This window comes from Nodosilinea sp. AN01ver1 (genome assembly GCF_050565655.1).
Lineage (GTDB): Bacteria > Cyanobacteriota > Cyanobacteriia > Phormidesmidales > Phormidesmidaceae > Nodosilinea.
The window spans coordinates 1-16,644 of sequence record NZ_JBNXVS010000060.1; the positions used below are offsets into that span (position 1 = coordinate 1).

The following is a 16,644-nucleotide window of genomic DNA, read 5'->3' on the forward strand; positions in this document are numbered from 1 at the left end:
GGGGCGGGCACCGGGGCGGGCATAGCCTCAGGCGCAGTGGGGGCGGCTCGCTCCAGCCGTCGCACATCCTCAAATAGCGACTGAATGGTGGGAATGCGGCCCTCCAGTCGCCGCCAGATCTGCACCAGGCGAATCAGCGCCTCGCGCTGCTGCTCGGTTTGGGTGTAGATGGTGGGAATGCTGGCCGCAAAGTCGATCAGGGCGCGATCGAGGGTGCGGGCGGCGGCGAGCAGGGCGGCCTGGTCTTCGGTCGCTTGGGCCAGGTCTTCGGGGTCAATGCCCAGCCGCTGGATGGCGGTGGTGCGGGAGTCGAGGCCAAACCAGCGGCGGTAGCCTTCGGTCAGGGCAAAGCGCCAGTCGCCCTGGCCGCTGTAGAGGTCGGGAATTTTTTGCACAAAGGCAATCAGCGCTGGGTCGATAATTTCCAGGTTGGTTTCGTGGGCGAAGGGATCGTTGGTGAGCAGCCAGGCGATCGCCTCTTCGCGCGTATCCATCTCGCGCCACAGCTGCACCAGGCGAATCAGCGCCTCCCGCTGGTTGGGGTAGCCCGAGTAGTAGCGCACCGCCGACTGCACAAAGGCCACCAGGGCGTTGTCGAGGGCCGCTTCGTCGGGCACCTGATCGATCGCGGGCACGCCCAGGGCTTCGTAGGCGGCCTCGGCGGTGTTGAGCTGCCGCCACAGCCGCACCGCCTCCACCAGGGCCTGGCGCTGAAAGTCGAGCCGTCCGTAGTTGGGCGGCAGGCGCTCGGCAAAAGCCAGCAGGGCTGGGTCGAGTTTGGCCAGGTTTTGGGGCAGCTGCTCACCGCTGTAGTCGGTGCTGATGTCTTCTAGATAGGCCCGCAGCAGAGCAGCGGGATCGCTGGGTTCGAGCTGGGCGGCATCGGGATCGCTCATCGCTGGCGTAAACCCCTTGGCCACCGCCTGCAAAAAGCGATCGCTGTAGCGCCCCACGCTGGCATCCCAGATGTCGGCCCCGCGCCAGCCCTGCTCAATCAGCCCATTGGTGAGGCTGCGAATGGTGTTAGCTGCGTACTGCACCTGGGCCGCAAAGGTGTCGACCTCGGCCATCTCAACCTGGTGGACGGGGGCAATGCCCAGCCCGGTTTCGCCATCGGCCAGCTGAGGCTGGTGGTGCACCGCGTAGAGGGCCGCCAAAATGGGCTTGTGTACCCCCGCTCGTCCGCCTTCCAGAAGATAGTAGTAGTTGCGCTGATCGGGTGCTAACGTGCTCATAGCGTCAAGTCAGTATGGGCTGGTGGTGGATGCTGGCGATCGCAACGTCGCGTCCCCAGTGGGCAACTGCGGCGATCGCATGGCCTCAAAACGGCCTATTCCCAAGCATCACAAACCATAACCACAAAGTGTAGACCCGATGGGCGAAGTTCAACCATTACCCAGCCGTGGGTTTTTCCAGGCCATCAAGCTGCTGGCCACCGACATGGATGGCACCCTCACCCACCAGGGCAAGTTTACCGCCGCCCTGCTCAACGGGCTAGAGCAGCTCCAGGCAGCAGGCTTGCCCACGATGGTTGTCACCGGGCGATCGTCAGGGTGGGTGAACGGTCTGGCTCACTACCTGCCGATCGCCGGGGCAATGGCCGAAAACGGCGGCGTTTACTTTCCCCTCAATGCCGCCCCAGAACTGCTGGTCGATATTCCCGACCTGGTGGCCCACCGCCAGCAGCTCAGCGACGCTTTCACCCAGCTACAGTGGCGCTGGCCCCAGCTGCACGAGTCTGACGACAACCGCTTTCGCCTCACCGACTGGACCTTTGATCTCAAAGGGCTATCTGAGGCCGATCTAGAGGCCATGGCGAACGTTTGCCAGGCTCTGGGCTGGGGCTTTACCTACAGCACGGTGCAGTGCCACCTGTTCAAACGGGGGCAGTCTAAAGCTAGCGGGTTGCTCAAGGTGTTGCAGCGGCACTTTGCGCCTACGACCTCAAAGGAGGTCATTACCCTGGGCGACAGCCCCAATGACGAGAGTTTGTTTGATCCCACCCTTTTTCCCCATTCGGTGGGGGTTGGTAATGTCAAAGACTACTGGGATCATCTCACCTACCGCCCGGCCTATGTATCTCACGCCGATGAAGTAGAGGGCTTTTTAGAGTTGGTCAGCATTTTGGTGTCTAAGACTTGAGACGCGATCAGAAACTTGAGTAAATTTCTTTACAAAAAAAGATTTTATTTCTCATCGCTGACAATTAATTGCGATCGCCGCAGAACTCATAAAACATTCTTAAAGTTTTGCCCCTAGGCTTTAGCATCACCTTTACCATGCCAAGAAGTGTTGAGCAGGCTGTTCTGGGCTGAGTTCGCTGCCAGTTTTGTCCGAACCGCATGAAATCCAAAAACAATCTGGATATCTGGGCTATCTAGATGTCTAGCGAGGATGGTAATAGTCAGCCAGGGCGAACTCTAAGGAGACTAAAGGGAATTAGCGTCAGATCGATGCCATTCAGCGATTGTCCCTGCATAGGTTTAATCGCTACAGGTAATTTTGGGCCAGGTCTTTAGCGTTTTTGCCTAGATCACGCGTACCGTTGCCAAAGCGTGGAACTGGGTCATAGTTTATGCGGTAGCTGTAGTTCTGCTGGACGGTGCTCAACTCTGCCCTTCACCCTTTTCCTTCGACGCTTGCATCGCCTATTGCTAGAGTTTTTCATGTCCAAATTGGCGCTCTAACGGCCTGTGTTTTCGTTGTTTAAGACCATTTCTTTTTATCACCTCCTATGACCATTGCTGCTCCCCAAGAGAATACTGTCGTCGCTGTGGCCAATGCTGCTGCGCTTAAAGTTGGCATTCCCAGAGAAATTTTTGCGGGCGAACAGCGGGTAGCCGCTACCCCCGAGACCGCCAAAAAACTGCAAAAGCTGGGCTTTGAAGTGCTGGTCGAAACCCAGGCCGGGGCTGGGGCCAGCTTTACCGACAGCGCCTATAAAGCTGCTGGCTGCACCATCATCAACGATGCTGCCAGCCTGTGGGAGGCCGCCGATGTGGTGCTGAAGGTGCGATCGCCCCAGTACCACCCCCACCTCGATCGCCACGAAACCACTCTGCTGCGACCCGACCAAACCCTGGTCAGCTTCATCTGGCCCGCCCAAAATCCTGAGCTGCTGGAGCAGATGGCCAACCAGGGCAGCACCGTGCTGGCAATGGATTCCGTCCCCCGCATCTCCCGCGCCCAAAAGCTGGACGCCCTCAGCTCGATGGCCAACATTGGCGGCTACCGAGCGGTGATCGAGGCCGCTAGCCACTTTGGCCGCTGCTTCACGGGCCAAATTACCGCCGCAGGCAAAATGCCCCCCGCCAAAGTGATGGTAATTGGGGTTGGCGTAGCCGGATTGGCGGCGATCGGGGCGGCCAAGAGTTTGGGCGCGATCGTCAAAGCCTTTGACACTCGCCTGGTGGTCAAAGAGCAGGTGCAGAGCCTGGGCGCAGAGTTTCTAGAGCTGCACTTCGACGAAGACGGCAGCGGCGAGGGCGGCTACGCCAAGGTAATGAGCCCGGCCTTTATCGCCGCCGAGATGGCTCTGTTCGCCCAGCAGGCCAAGGATGTTGACATCATCATCACCACGGCGCTGATCCCCGGCAAAAAAGCGCCCCTGCTGATCACCCAGGAGATGGTCGAGAGCATGAAGCCCGGCTCGGTGGTGGTGGATCTGGCCGCTGAGCAAGGCGGCAACTGCGAAGTCACTGAACCTGGCCAGGTAATTTCTCACAACGGCGTCACCATCATTGGCCTCACCGACCTGCCCAGTCGGATGGCCGCCCAGGCCAGCCAGCTCTACGGCAACAACCTGGTGCACCTGCTCAGCGACCTGGGCGGAGCCGACAAGTTTGGCATTGACATGGAAGACCAGGTAATTCGCGCCACCACCGTGATTCATAACGGCCAAGTCACCTGGCCACCCCCAAAAATCGAGGTTCCCGCCCCTGCTCCCAGTACCTCATCGGCAGCCCCGGTCGCCGAAGCAACGGCCCCAGCCCCCAAACCCTGGTACACCCAGCTGCTCTGGCCCGTGCTAGTTGGTCTAGCCTGCGTTGCCATTGGCCTCTGGGCACCGGCCTCGTTTATGACTCACCTGACCGTCTTTGTGCTGGCCAGCTTTTTGGGCTGGAAGGTGATCTGGGACGTGTCGCCCAGCCTCCACACCCCACTCATGAGCGTCACCAATGCCATCAGCGGCATCATCATCATCGGCGGCATGCTCCAGATTTCAGGCAACATCGCCTCACCGATGACGATCTTGGGTGCGATCGCCCTCTTTCTCGGCACCGTCAATATTGCGGGTGGCTTCATGGTGTCCCAGCGGATGCTGAATATGTTCCATAAGTAATTTTTGAACTTTGCCTTTTGAATTCAAAGTTCAAAAGGCAAAATTACTGACCTATGCAGTAAGCGTCTATGGCACTACGTTGGCTGAGCGGAGTCGTTCGTGAAACGTCTCCCGAAGGGAGAAAGCCAAAGCCCATCCAATATGTCCCCTAGCCCCTCTGGGGCGTCTGCGCCTACAACTCCGCTCAGGGGACAGTTACCCCACACATTCTTAAAAGAACATGGAAAATAACCTCGTAACCACCGCCTACATCGTCGCCAGCGCCCTCTTCATTCTCAGCCTGGCCGGGCTGTCGCAGCCTGAAACCGCCAAGCGGGGCAACCTGCTGGGCATTCTCGGTATGGCGATCGCCTTTGCCGCCACCGCCGCCATTAGCCAGGGCTACCCAATTCAGATTGGCTCCATTGGCCTGGGCGTGCTGGTGGGCGTGCTGGCCGCCTCCCGCGTGGCGATGACCGACATGCCCGAGATGGTGGCCCTGCTGAACAGCTTTGTGGGCCTGGCCGCCGTGCTGGTGGGCTTTGCCGAATATCTCCAGCCCAGCGCCGCTCTCAGCGGCGGGGACGTGATTGTTCACCGGGTCGAAATTTATATCGGTGTCTTTATCGGCATTGTCACCTTCACCGGGTCAATGATTGCGGTGGCCAAGCTGAGGGGCTGGGTGCCCAGCCGAGCGGTGCTGCTGCCCGCCCGCCACGTGCTGACGCTAGGTATGCTGGGGGCGATCGCGGCCCTGGGCGTTCCCTTTTTGACCGCAACCGGCGATGTGCCGATGATTGCGCTGGGGGCGATGACGGCGATCGCAGGCATCTTTGGCGTTGTGATTGTGATGGCGATCGGCGGGGCCGATATGGCGGTGGTAATCTCGCTGCTCAACAGCTACTCGGGTCTGGCCTCGGCGGCGGCGGGCTTTATGCTCAACAACGATCTGCTAATCATCACCGGGGCGCTGGTGGGCAGCAGCGGAGCCATTCTCAGCTACATCATGTGCAAAGGCATGAACCGCTCCTTCATCAACGTGGTGCTGGGCGGCTTTGGCGAAACCGCCAGCGGTGCCAGCAAAACAGCTATTGAGGGCAGCGCCACCAGCACCAGCACTGGCGAGGTGATTGACCTGCTAGACAGTGCCCAGAGTGTGGTGATTGTGCCCGGCTACGGCATGGCTGTGGCCCAGGCCCAGCACGCTGTAGCAGAAATCACCCGTCTGCTGCGCAGCCAGGGCAAGCAGGTGCGCTTTGGCATTCATCCCGTGGCGGGCCGCATGCCCGGCCACATGAACGTGCTGCTGGCCGAGGCCAACGTGCCCTACGACATCGTGCTGGAGATGGACGAAATCAACGACGATTTCCCCCACACCGACCTGGTGCTGGTGATTGGGGCCAACGACACGGTCAACCCCAGCGCCAAGTACGATCCCGGCAGCGCGATCGCCGGTATGCCCGTGATGGAAGTCTGGGAAGCCAGCACCGTGGTGGTGCTCAAGCGCGGCATGTCGTCAGGCTACGCCGGGGTTGAGAATCCGCTATTTTTCAACGAAAATACCCTGATGCTGTTTGGCGACGCCAAAACCAACGTCAACGGCATTCTGGCCCAGCTCTCCACTACGAACGCACCCGCTCCGGCTCTCTCCGTAGCTTAGGCCGTTAAGAAATGCGCTCGGTCTCTCCGAGCGCATTTCAATTTTGAATCAACTGATTTTGCAGACCTTTCATGGGTTGCCGTTGTGTGTCTCAAAGCTCTCGGCGCAAAGAAGTAAGTCGAAACGAACGGGCAGCCTACGAAGAAGGATAAGCCACCTATGGAAGACGAACTACGCCCAGAATACGACTTGAAACGTTTGAAAGTCAGAAGATTGGGGCCAGAGCGAAAAAGCTTTGGCGAAACAACGGTGCGATTAGATCCTGATGTTGCCGCCATATTTCCTAGCGCTGAGGCCGTCAATGAAGCCCTCCGGTTCTTGATCAGAGTCACCTACGACAACCAATCCCTTCTATCCAATCTGCCCGAGCCTGCACCAAAGGCAGTAGACGGGTAAAGTCGTCCCTAGGCCTATCCATAAACTTGTCCCTCAGGTCGTAGGATGGATCAGCACATTACGATCGAGCTGTTCTGAGCGTCGCGGTTTGAGGGCTATGAAATTTCAGCGCAGTACATTGATTTTGGTTGGAGTCGCTTTTTTGTTGGGGGCAGGGGTGCTGATTGCCGAGTCACAGCGATCGCAGTCTCCCCCATCCGCTACCCAGAGCGAATCGACCGAACCCATTCTGGCCTTTGAAGAAACTGACGTCGCTACCCTCACCGTCGATCGCGGCGATGAGACTCTGATCTTTGAGCAGGGCGATGACGGCAGCTGGCAGATGACAGCACCTGAGAATGCAGTTGCGGAGCCGGGTGCCGTAGCCTTCCTGCTCAGCCGCCTCAACACCGATTCACCGCTGCAAACCGTCACCATGACCGCCGATCAGGCCACCGACTTTGGCTTTAACGCCCCCGTCGGCATCGTCACCGTCACCCTCAAAGACGGCACCGAGCACGAATTGATTTTGGGCGGTCCCGACTTCAGCGGCGGCAATAACTACGCCGTGATCGATCCTGAGCCCTGGCCTCCAGAGGAAGGGACAGACTATTCGGCGCTCGTCGTCACCCGCGATGTGGCCAACGGCATCAACCGCCCCCTTCAGGAGTGGAAAATGCCCGTCGAAACCTCAGACCCCGTACCTCCTGAGGGTGACGCAACCCCAGCCGCCCCTAATGCAGAAGACTCAGCGGCTCCAGAGGCATCTCCTGCACCAGACGCATCAGCCAATCCTGCTGCCCCTGAGGAGGAAACACCCGGTGCCAGTGACTCAGCTGAGCCAGCACCTGCCGAAAGCGATCCTGAAACCACCAATTGAGCACCGAGACAGATGCTACGCTAGGCCAACCAATCTGTTTTGCTGCTGACTATGGGTTCTCCCACCGCTATTTTGTTGTTCTCCTGCCCCGACCAAAAAGGGCTAGTGGCCAAAATCGCCAACTTTATCTACGCCAACGGCGGCAACATTCTCCACGCCGACCAGCATCGCGATCCCGAGGCGGGGCTGTTTTTGTCGCGGTTGGAGTGGGAGCTAGAGGGGTTTAACCTGCCCAGGGAGATCATTGGACCGGCGTTTAATGCGATCGCCCAACCCCTGGGAGCCACCTGGCAGCTCCACTTTTCTGACGATGTGCCCCGCCTGTCGATCTGGGTCAGCCATCAAGACCACTGCCTGCTCGACCTGCTCTGGCGGCACAAAGCTGGAGAATTCAAAGCCGAAATTCCGCTCATTGTCAGCAACCACTCCCATCTCAAACCCGTTGCCGATCAGTTTGGCATCGCCTTTGAGCACCTGCCCATCACCAAAGACACCAAAGCCGAGCAGGAGCAAAAGCAGCTGGAGTTGCTCAAGCAATACAGCATCGACCTGGTGGTGTTGGCCAAATACATGCAGGTGCTCAGCCCCAGTTTTCTGAAGCAGTACGATCGCGTCATCAACATTCACCACTCGTTCTTGCCCGCTTTCATGGGCGCAAACCCCTACCACCGTGCCTTCCAGCGGGGGGTGAAGATCATTGGAGCCACCGCTCACTACGTCACCTCAGATTTGGATGAAGGCCCCATCATCGAGCAGGACGTGGTGCGCATCAGCCACCGCGACGATGTTAAAGAGCTGATTCGCAAAGGTAAAGACGTCGAGCGCATCGTGCTAGCCCGTGCCGTGCGGCTGCACCTGCAAAACCGCACCCTCGTCTACGGCAACCGCACCGTGGTCTTTGCCTGACGCAGGAACCCCACAATCCAAAGTCCAATCAGCTGTTTCCCGCCGCTACTCCCGTCACCAACGCGCTGATCGCGGGCGTAATCGCCTGTAAAACCGGCGACAAAATCACCACCGATGCCGCCGCAATTACGATGGTGGTGGCCAGCCGCATCACCTGGTCAGAGGCATTTTGGTAGGTGTCAAACTTAAAGTTGAGCTTTTCGACATCGAGTTCGACTCGGCCCAGATCAGTCTTTACGTTGCCAATATCGGTCTTTACGTTGCCAATATCGGTCTTTACGTTGCCGATGTCCGTCTCTACCCGGTCGAGCCGCTGGTTAATTTGCCGCAGCTCTGACAAGATCTGCTGCTGAAATCCCTCTGACGAGTCGCTGGCCTGCATCGCCTGATCCAGTAAATGGATAGCTTTATCATACCCAACGCTCTATGGCACCAGGACTGTGCGCGGGACTAAGCTATCGGCCTCCAGAGCAGATCGCAGCTTGCGGGCCTGGGTCAGCAGTCGCCAGGCCTGGGGTGAAAGCAGACTAGGCGCAAGGAGAGATAGCCCAGTGCCGACCTGGCGCTGCCGCAGGGCCACCAGCCCCCAGTGCAGATGCAGGTATCGCTCGATGGCAGCGAGGGTGGGAATGCGATCGCGATATTCCCCATTCACTCGCCCATAAATGCGCTCTTTGATGGTCAAATTGAGCGCCATACGACGAGCGAGCGCCATTTTTTGCTCATAACCGCCAGCCCAAATGGTGCGGTAGGCCAGGCAGTCGTTAATAAACAGCGCATCGCCAAAGTCGGCCAGCTTTACCCAGGCATCGATGTCGTCATAGTTGGTGGTCATGGTGGTATCCCAACCGCCCGCCTGCAAAAAGGCGTCGCGGCGAGCCGCCACCTGGGCAGGAGTACCAAAGGGCACCTGATCCATCAGCATGCCGTAGTGGATGGCGCTCTGGGGAATGTAGAAGACCTGGCCGGGGCCGGTGGCGGGGGTGCGGCGCAGCTCATTGCCGTGCTCGTCGACCTGAATGGCACGACATGAGCAGAGCACGGCCTGGGGATGCTGGGCGATCGCCGTGGTCATTTTCTCAATGCAGTCGGGGGCGAGATAGTCGTCGTCATCGAGGAACTTGACCCAATCGCCGCTGGCGGCGGCCACCCCGTTGTTAACGGTAGCGGCGTGGTTGAGGTTTTGGGCATTGCGATGGTAGACGACGCGATCGCCCAAGCTGCGCACATAGTCCTCGGTGCCGTCGGTGGAGGCATCGTCGGCGACGACGACTTCGCAGGGTAGGGTTTGGTTGAGACCGCAGGCGATCGCCCGCTTCAGCAACTCCAGCCGGTTGTAGGTGGTAATTACTAAACTAAATTTCATCGCCCCATGCTCCCTAGCTAGCTCAGCCTATGGCTATGTCTAAGGTTTCCCCAATGCCTTCAGATCACTCAGCATCAATGCCGTCCCATAGCTCAGCGAGGGGGATAGTTTGGCCAGTCATAGCTTCGTGCCAGCCCTGGCGAAAGCTTTCTTCGGCGCTTTTGAGGGTGACGCTTTTGCAGAAGAGTCGGACGATTTGCAACAGGTTGGACAGGTACTCAGGAGGAGTTTGCTCAATCTCTTGCATTACGGCGTCGAGCACGACGTTATTGGAAGCCATGGGGTTACCTGCGATTGTGGGGTTTGGGCGCACTACTCTCGCTAATGTAGCCCTAGCGAAGGTTCTCTCTCAGGCAGGCTGCTTTTGGCGGTCAGAGAGTACAGTTCTTTCATACGCTAAGCTGGGTATATAGGCTGATTGGGTATTAGTAACGTGCTGACCAAACTTACCGATCAAAATCGAATTACTCTACCGTTGAGCGTGACTGAGGCCCTTGGCCCAGTAGAGTATTTTGAGATTACGGTTGAGGGCGGGCAGGTAATTCTCACCCCAGTTAAAGTCCAGCGGTCTGATGCTGTTAGAGAAAAGCTGGCCGAGTTGAACATTACAGAACAAGATGTAGCGGATGCTGTAACTTGGGCTCGTGAGGGTTCTACCCTTCAATCATGACCGAGAGGCTTCGAGCAGTGCTTGATACCAATGTGTTGGTTTCTGCACTGGTGTTTCGGCAAGGGACAGTGGCTACTTTGCGTGAAGCTTGGCAAGCTGAGCGCTTTACACCTTTAGTATCGCGGGCGACGGCAACTGAGTTAATTCGGGTATTGGCCTATCCAAAATTTAGGCTGACTAGAATTGAACAAGATGATCTGTTGGCTGATTATTTGCCCTATTGCGAAGTCATGCCAATGCCAATGGAACTGCCGAAGCTTCTAGATTGTCGAGATCCGTTTGATGTGCCGTTCTTACAGTTGGCGTTGGTGGGTCGGGCAGACTATTTGGTTACAGGCGATCGCGATCTGCTCAGCCTAAAAGCTAACTTTGCAATACCAATCGTGAATGTAGAACAGTTTTTGAGGGTTCTTTTCCCGTAATCTTTTGCCTCAGCAATAACGGGGAGATCTAGGTCGCTGTGGTAGTGGGCTTTGCTACAGGTGTAACTGCCAAAGAGAATGATTTACTCTGGGTGGAAGCGATCGCAGCCATAGCAGAGGGGGCACTGGTGGCTGGGGAAAAGGGGTGATCGCCCCAATGCGATCTGTTGAACTGGGCTGGTTTACAGAACAATTAGGCTAACTGGGTGTAGCTTCAATTTAATGGTGGGCAGTGCCGTAGGGTGCATTCGCGAAGCAATGCACCACCACGAGCACCTTTGCCACCTCAAACTTACATTCGCGAAGCAATGCACCATCTTGCTACCCACGATTTCCCAGTGGTGCATTGCGGCTAATCAAAGCTATCAGGACGCTGCCAGACGAGGGTGTAGCCGCGCATGCACCCTACAGTTCTACCTTTTGGGAATCGGGATTATGGGATGCGGATTTGGTATCACACCCGCAAATATCGATGCACACTCGAAAACGCCCAATCTGTTGGGTTTTCCACCAGCCCATGCTTCACCGGGTTGTCATGCACATACTCACAATGGTTCACAAAATCGCGTTCATCCCGAATGCAGTGCTCCCAATACCGCCGCTGCCATAAATTGCCCTCCCGCCGCCGCTCCCCCGATGCTGTCTTCTCCGATGGCAGCGCTAATTCTTGGCCACACGCCTTTGTCACCATCAGCTTGATCAGCCGCCACCGCTTGGCGTAATCACCATCTTCCTCCGGCAACGTCCAAATGCAGTGGAGGTGATCCGGCAAAAGCACAAAGGCATCAATGGCAAAGGGGTGCTTTCGTCGTACCGCGATGATGGCGTCGCGTAGTGCCTGCCTGCCCAGGTGGGAGCAAAGCCAGGGGTACCGTTGATAGGTCACATGGGTAAAGAAATAGCTACCGCCGGGTCGGTAGAGGCGTCGGTAGTACCCCTACAGTGGTGCATTGCTTCGCGAATGCACCCTACGGTTGTTGGGTTTGCGCCCACATATCACGTCAGCTTCAGCACCGCCATAAAGGCTTCCTGGGGCACATCGACGGTACCCACAGCCTTCATGCGCTTCTTACCCTTGGCCTGCTTTTGCAGCAGCTTCTTCTTACGAGAAATATCACCGCCGTAGCACTTGGCCAGCACGTCTTTGCGCAGGGCCGGAATGCTTTCGCTGGCGATAATGCGGCTGCCGATCGCCGCCTGAATCGGAATCTTGAACTGGTGACGCGGAATCAGTTCTTTGAGCTTTTCGACCAGGGCCTTGCCCACGTAGTAGGCTTTGTCGCGGTGCACAATCGAGGCCAGCGAATCGACCGGGTCGCCGTTGATCAGCACGTCGAGTCGCGCCAGGTGGTTTTCGCGGTAGCCAATCAGGTGGTATTCCATGCTGGCGTAGCCCTTGCTGCGCGACTTCATCTGGTCGAAAAAGTCGGTGACGACCTCCGCCAGAGGCACTTCGTAAATTAGGGTAGTGCGGCCCTGGGCCAGGTACTTCATGTCTTTGAACTCGCCCCGGCGGTTCTGGCACAGCTCCATCAGCGCCCCCACGTACTCTTCGGGGGTGATCATGTCGAGCTGCACATAGGGCTCCTCGATTTTTTCGCGGGCCTGGGGGTCGGGCAGGGTGCTGGGGTTGTCGATCTCAAGCACCTCGCCCTGGATGGTAGTCACCCGGTAGATTACCGAGGGCGCAGTGGTAATCAGGTCGAGGTTGTACTCGCGCTCCAGGCGTTCCTGCACAATTTCCATGTGCAGCAGGCCCAAAAAGCCGCAGCGAAAGCCAAACCCCATGGCGCTGGAGGTTTCGGGCTCGTACTGCAGGGCGGCATCGCTAAGGCGCAGTTTTTCGAGGGCTTCGCGCAGTTCTTCAAACTGGTCGGAGACGGTGGGGAAAAGGCCGCAGAAGACCATCGGCTTGGCTTCGGCATAGCCAGGCAGGGCTTCTGTCGCCGGGTTTTGTACCAGGGTAATAGTGTCGCCCACGCGAGCGTCTTCGACCGCTTTAATCGAGGCGGCAAAGTAGCCCACTTCCCCAGCGTGGAGTTCTTCGACCTGCACCTGGGTGGGGGCCAATACGCCCAGTTCGTCAATTTCATACTCTTTGCCGGAGGCCATCAGCCGCACTTTGTCTTTGCGGCGAATGGTGCCATCCATAACCCGAAAGTAGACGATCACGCCCCGGTAGCTGTCGTAGTAGCTATCGAAAATGAGCGCCCGCAGGGGCTGATCGACGGTGTCGGCGGGAGGCGGCACCAGGTAGACGATGGATTCTAAAATTTCGTCAATGCCCACCCCCTGTTTGGCGGAGGCGAGAATGGCACCGCTGCAGTCGAGGCCGATAATGTCTTCAATTTCCTGCTTGATGCGCTCGGGTTCGGCACCGGGCAGGTCAATTTTGTTGAGAACGGGGATGATCTCCAGGTCGTTTTCCAGGGCCAAATAGACGTTGGCCAGGGTTTGGGCCTCGACCCCCTGGGAGGCGTCGACGACTAGCAGCGCCCCTTCGCAGGCGATCAGCGATCGCGATACTTCATAGGAAAAATCGACGTGCCCCGGCGTGTCGATCAGGTTCAGTACGTAGTCTTTGCCGTCCTGGGCCTTGTAGTTCATGCGGGCGGCCTGGAGCTTGATGGTAATGCCTCGCTCCCGCTCCAAATCCATGCTGTCGAGAAACTGGGCCTTCATCTCGCGATCGCTAACCGTACCGGTGCGCTGCAATAGCCGGTCGGCCAGGGTCGATTTGCCGTGGTCGATGTGGGCAATAATCGAAAAATTGCGAATTTGAGAGACGGGAACCTCTGTCATACGAAGGCTTACCAGCGATGGCGGTTTACAGACTTTAATATTGTAAGCCCTCACCTGGGTGAATGCTCGCGGGAGAGTCAGGGCTAAGCCGTGAAGAGCTGGTAAGACGGAATGTTGGCGGCGTGAAGGTTTTTTGCAGCAGATGTTTAAAAACGCGCTGAGAGCGGTGGAAGGATAGACTGAGATGATCGGGATAAACTTGTTATGTCAAGAACCTGAGACCTAACGGCCAAGAGGTTTAGGGTTGACTACCTTAGACCTTCTACCCTAGGGCTTAGACTTAAGAGACCTATTACAATCACCTACCTGGCAGTTCAGGCGACCTACTATGCAAAACTCTGCCCCCCATTCCGGCGAACGGTCGGCGGAAAAAGTCGATCTCTCCGTGCAGATCGACAAAGATCTGCTCGACCAGGTAACCCACCTCAGCTCTGACCCCAGCAAGGTTATTGATGTTGCCCTGCGCCAGTGGCTGCGGGGCGATCGCCGCTACGAAGACGACCTGGTGCGCCACCTGCCCCGCAACCCCACCGTGCCACCCAAGGGCGAGTGGAACGACTAAAGGACCGCAGCGTTCGGGGTTTAAGGTATGAGGTACAAGGTCTAAGGCCGCCCCCTAAGACCCTGTACCTTGCACCGTATACCTTCTAATTCCATCGCAACTAGAGCCATTGGTGGGGTCGGTTGGTTAACATGGGAACGTTCTGGCCCTTATCTCTATGCGATCGCCACGTTCCACCTCTGCTTTGGCCACGGACGGCCCAACGGATTCGCTCTCCGTCTGGATTATGGTGTTGAGCCCTAGCGGCGTTGTGGAATCGGTGCAGACGGTGGGGTCCAAGGCCTTACCAGCGACGCTGACGGCTAACTGGGTAGGGCGATCGCTGGGTGAAATCGTCTCGTTTGCCAATGCTCAAGACCTCGGGCAGGCCCTCCACACCCTGGCCACCCGTCACGACATTGTGCAGCTTCCCGGTCGTTGCCCACTGGGTTCCCACAGTATTGATGTGCAGTGGCTGCTGCAACCCCTGCTGGGGCCAGACGGCAGCTTATTTCGGATTGCGGCCACGGGCTACCTGGCCGATTTGCACGGTCTGGCCGAAAGCCCCTGGCTGCGGGTGGCTCCGGTTGCGGCTGCAGAACCAGCCCCGGCAGACTGTACCCAGCTGCAGACCTACTCGCCCCGGCTCAACCAGATTACCCGCAACGTCCGCTGGACGCTCGATTTAGAGATCATTCGCCAGCAGACGGTAGAGGGGCTCGGCGATCTGTTCGATGTCGATCGCTGCCTGGTATTTAGCTGCCACGCGGCCCCCAACATGGCCCCTGAGGCCGCTGCGGTAGCGGCTGAATACGTGCGATCTGAAGATTTGCTGTTCTGGCAGGGGCAGGTGTGGCTGCTGGCCGAAACCCCTTGCCTTAGCGCGGCGGCCCAGGCACCGAGGGCGGTGGTCCCCCCCCGGCAGCCCGCCGACCCGTCGGTCGTGGCGGTGGCGACCCGCTACCAAAACACCATCAACGGGTTCATTGTGCTGCACGATCGCCCCGATCGCCCCTGGTCAGAGGTGGAGCTAAATTTGCTCACCGACCTGGCCGATCAGGTGGGCACCGCGATCGCCCACGCCACCCTGTTCAGCGACAGTCACGCCCTGGCCATTAAGCTCCAGCAGGCCAACGCCAGCCTGATGGAAAAGCAGCGCGAGTTTCAAGAAGCCCGCCGCCAGGCCGAAGAGGCCCGCCGCCAGGCCGAAGAGGCCTCCCGACTCAAGAGCGAGTTTTTGGCCAACACCTCCCACGAGCTGCGCACCCCCCTCAACGGCATGATCGGCTTTCTCAAGCTGGTGCTCGACGGCATGGCCGACGACCCCGCCGAGCAGGAAGAATTTATTGAAGAAGCCCACAAGTCAGCCATTCACCTGCTGCAGCTAATCAACGATGTGCTCGACATTGCCAAGATCGAAGCGGGCAAAATGCAGATCGAAATGGGGCCAATTAGCCTCAAAGAGCTGCTGGCTGACCTGGAAAACTTTATGCGCCACCAGGCCGATCAAAAAGGGCTAAATTTCGAAATTTTGCTCCCTGCGACTCGGGACGATATCACCGTCAACGGCAACTACCAGCGGCTGCTCCAGGTGCTGATGAATCTGGTGGGCAATGCGATCAAGTTCACCCACGAGGGGGGCGTGACCATCAGCGCCGAGGTGAAGCCGCAAAAGCTTGAGCGACAGGGCAAAACCTGGCCCGGCCTGGTCAAAATTAGCGTTGCCGACACGGGCATTGGCGTATCGCTAGAGAAGCAGGATCGGCTGTTTCAAAGCTTTAGTCAGGTAGATGGCGATCGCACCCGCCAGTACGGCGGCACCGGCTTGGGCCTGGCCATTTCCCAGCGGCTGGTAGAGGCGATGGGCGGCGTGGTGCAGTTCATCAGCATGGGCGAAGGGCTGGGTTCCACGGTGACCTTTACGGCGCTGCTGTACCAGGAGCCAGTGGTGATCGACAAAGAACCGGTATATCCACCGAAATAAGCCGAATTCCAAAATTGGGGAAGAAGATTCAGCGCATGATCCACAGTTTCACAGGGCTTTCACAGGTACCTGGAGATATTGGTCGGGTGTCTCGGTATTGTCGCGAATAGCAAAAAATTGACGCTCAATATTCTTTAAAACTTCAGCGCTGTAATAGACTGTGCCGCAATTACTGCAAATCTCCACAGGAGTATTTGGAACAATCAGGTATTGCCCTTGATGGCTATACAGATAAGTAATTCGTCGTTCTTCGTAATCATTACTACCGCAGGCATTGCATTTAATCTCTCGCATTGGTTAAGCCCTTGTTTTTGGATCAATAAATTTGGGCGGCCTTGGTATATAAATAGTGATAATGGCAACCCGTTCCCCTCGCCAGCCGCAGACAATGTGAATGGGCAGATTGCTGGAATAACCAAGAACCAAACAACTTTCTCCCCGGCCTGTATCTGGATATTGCTCTAGAACTTCTCCATTTAATAGGGCTTCTTCTACCTGAAGTAAGGTCAAATCATCGACTTTTCGCTCAATATCGGCATGGGAAGTATAAACGTATTCTTCAGCGCGAGTTTTCTCCTGAATGCTCTCAATATCCATTTTGCCACCCCGTTAAGCCCGTACCAATTTACCCATCCGTCACTTTGCTAAGCTTCAGGCTCCAAACGTACTCTTCGCAAACTTTTCAGGCAGGGATAAACGGCTCACGAGCGGTAACCC

At 57.4% G+C, this 16,644-nt stretch carries 18 protein-coding genes and 1 pseudogene; 11 read left to right on the top strand and 8 right to left on the bottom strand.

Translation table 11 applies throughout. From position 1 onward, the window contains the following. On the bottom strand, positions 1-1,235 hold a 1,235-nt coding region (locus ACQ4N7_RS26990), incomplete at its 3' end, for a peptidase M15A (protein ID WP_430714537.1). On the opposite strand from ACQ4N7_RS26990, the gene ACQ4N7_RS26995 reads away from it, so the two are divergent. From ACQ4N7_RS26995 to purU, 7 genes are all read left to right on the top strand, one after another. Beyond that, positions 1,228-1,356, top strand: a complete 129-nt coding sequence (locus ACQ4N7_RS26995; RefSeq protein WP_430714538.1) for a hypothetical protein — start codon at positions 1,228-1,230, stop codon at positions 1,354-1,356. The genes ACQ4N7_RS26990 and ACQ4N7_RS26995 overlap by 8 nt on opposite strands. 18 nt (positions 1,357-1,374) lie before the next feature. Next, positions 1,375-2,142, top strand: coding sequence for an HAD family hydrolase (locus ACQ4N7_RS27000; RefSeq protein WP_430714539.1), 768 nt, complete (start codon positions 1,375-1,377; stop codon positions 2,140-2,142). Between the two features lie 592 nt (positions 2,143-2,734). Further along, the gene (gene pntA, locus ACQ4N7_RS27005) at positions 2,735-4,342 is read left to right on the top strand and encodes a Re/Si-specific NAD(P)(+) transhydrogenase subunit alpha (RefSeq protein ID WP_430714540.1); all 1,608 of its coding nucleotides are present in this window, start codon (positions 2,735-2,737) and stop codon (positions 4,340-4,342) included. Positions 4,343-4,562: 220 nt separating this feature from the next. Then, positions 4,563-5,981 carry an NAD(P)(+) transhydrogenase (Re/Si-specific) subunit beta gene (locus ACQ4N7_RS27010; protein ID WP_430714541.1) on the top strand — a complete coding sequence of 473 codons (1,419 nt, stop codon included), beginning with the start codon at positions 4,563-4,565 and terminating at the stop codon, positions 5,979-5,981. Between the two features lie 159 nt (positions 5,982-6,140). Then, positions 6,141-6,377, top strand: coding sequence for a hypothetical protein (locus tag ACQ4N7_RS27015; RefSeq protein WP_430714542.1), 237 nt, complete (start codon positions 6,141-6,143; stop codon positions 6,375-6,377). Positions 6,378-6,474: 97 nt separating this feature from the next. Further along, complete coding sequence (locus tag ACQ4N7_RS27020; protein ID WP_430714543.1) at positions 6,475-7,236, top strand: DUF4340 domain-containing protein; 762 nt, start codon at positions 6,475-6,477, stop codon at positions 7,234-7,236. A gap of 51 nt (positions 7,237-7,287) precedes the next feature. Continuing rightward, positions 7,288-8,142: a formyltetrahydrofolate deformylase gene (purU, locus tag ACQ4N7_RS27025; protein WP_430714544.1), complete on the top strand. Its 855-nt coding sequence runs from the start codon at positions 7,288-7,290 to the stop codon at positions 8,140-8,142. 28 nt (positions 8,143-8,170) lie between these two features. On the opposite strand, the gene ACQ4N7_RS27030 is transcribed toward purU, so the two are convergent. From ACQ4N7_RS27030 to ACQ4N7_RS27040, 3 genes are all read right to left on the bottom strand, one after another. Further along, positions 8,171-8,524: a hypothetical protein gene (locus ACQ4N7_RS27030; RefSeq protein ID WP_430714545.1), complete on the bottom strand. Its 354-nt coding sequence runs from the start codon at positions 8,522-8,524 to the stop codon at positions 8,171-8,173. Positions 8,525-8,566: 42 nt separating this feature from the next. Further along, positions 8,567-9,508 (bottom strand): glycosyltransferase family 2 protein, encoded by a 942-nt coding sequence (locus ACQ4N7_RS27035; RefSeq protein WP_430714546.1) that lies wholly within the window; start codon positions 9,506-9,508, stop codon positions 8,567-8,569. A 64-nt stretch (positions 9,509-9,572) separates the two neighbouring features. Further along, positions 9,573-9,788, bottom strand: a complete 216-nt coding sequence (locus ACQ4N7_RS27040) for a hypothetical protein (RefSeq protein WP_430714547.1) — start codon at positions 9,786-9,788, stop codon at positions 9,573-9,575. A 153-nt stretch (positions 9,789-9,941) separates the two neighbouring features. On the opposite strand from ACQ4N7_RS27040, the gene ACQ4N7_RS27045 reads away from it, so the two are divergent. After that, the gene (locus tag ACQ4N7_RS27045) at positions 9,942-10,178 is read left to right on the top strand and encodes an AbrB/MazE/SpoVT family DNA-binding domain-containing protein (protein ID WP_430714548.1); all 237 of its coding nucleotides are present in this window, start codon (positions 9,942-9,944) and stop codon (positions 10,176-10,178) included. Between the two features lie 17 nt (positions 10,179-10,195). Beyond that, positions 10,196-10,600 carry a putative toxin-antitoxin system toxin component, PIN family gene (locus ACQ4N7_RS27050; RefSeq protein WP_430714549.1) on the top strand — a complete coding sequence of 135 codons (405 nt, stop codon included), beginning with the start codon at positions 10,196-10,198 and terminating at the stop codon, positions 10,598-10,600. A gap of 454 nt (positions 10,601-11,054) precedes the next feature. On the opposite strand, the pseudogene ACQ4N7_RS27055 reads toward ACQ4N7_RS27050, so the two are convergent. Further along, a pseudogene (locus tag ACQ4N7_RS27055) lies at positions 11,055-11,519 on the bottom strand (REP-associated tyrosine transposase); the annotation flags it as partial. 77 nt (positions 11,520-11,596) lie between these two features. Next, entirely contained in the window at positions 11,597-13,402 is a 1,806-nt protein-coding gene (gene lepA, locus ACQ4N7_RS27060) for a translation elongation factor 4 (protein ID WP_430714550.1), read from the bottom strand. A gap of 328 nt (positions 13,403-13,730) precedes the next feature. Here lepA and ACQ4N7_RS27065 point away from each other — a divergent pair, with 328 nt between their 5' ends. Together ACQ4N7_RS27065 and ACQ4N7_RS27070 are read left to right on the top strand one after the other, a co-directional pair. After that, positions 13,731-13,964: a hypothetical protein gene (locus tag ACQ4N7_RS27065; RefSeq protein WP_106870271.1), complete on the top strand. Its 234-nt coding sequence runs from the start codon at positions 13,731-13,733 to the stop codon at positions 13,962-13,964. Positions 13,965-14,121: 157 nt separating this feature from the next. Beyond that, on the top strand, positions 14,122-15,927 hold the full coding sequence (locus ACQ4N7_RS27070) for an ATP-binding protein (RefSeq protein WP_430714551.1): 1,806 nt from the start codon (positions 14,122-14,124) through the stop codon (positions 15,925-15,927). Between the two features lie 48 nt (positions 15,928-15,975). Here the strand turns inward: ACQ4N7_RS27070 and ACQ4N7_RS27075 are convergent, their stop codons facing one another. Further along, positions 15,976-16,221, bottom strand: a complete 246-nt coding sequence (locus tag ACQ4N7_RS27075; RefSeq protein ID WP_430714552.1) for a type II toxin-antitoxin system MqsA family antitoxin — start codon at positions 16,219-16,221, stop codon at positions 15,976-15,978. A 3-nt stretch (positions 16,222-16,224) separates the two neighbouring features. Beyond that, positions 16,225-16,524 carry a DUF4258 domain-containing protein gene (locus ACQ4N7_RS27080; protein WP_430714553.1) on the bottom strand — a complete coding sequence of 100 codons (300 nt, stop codon included), beginning with the start codon at positions 16,522-16,524 and terminating at the stop codon, positions 16,225-16,227. Positions 16,525-16,644 lie beyond the last annotated feature (120 nt).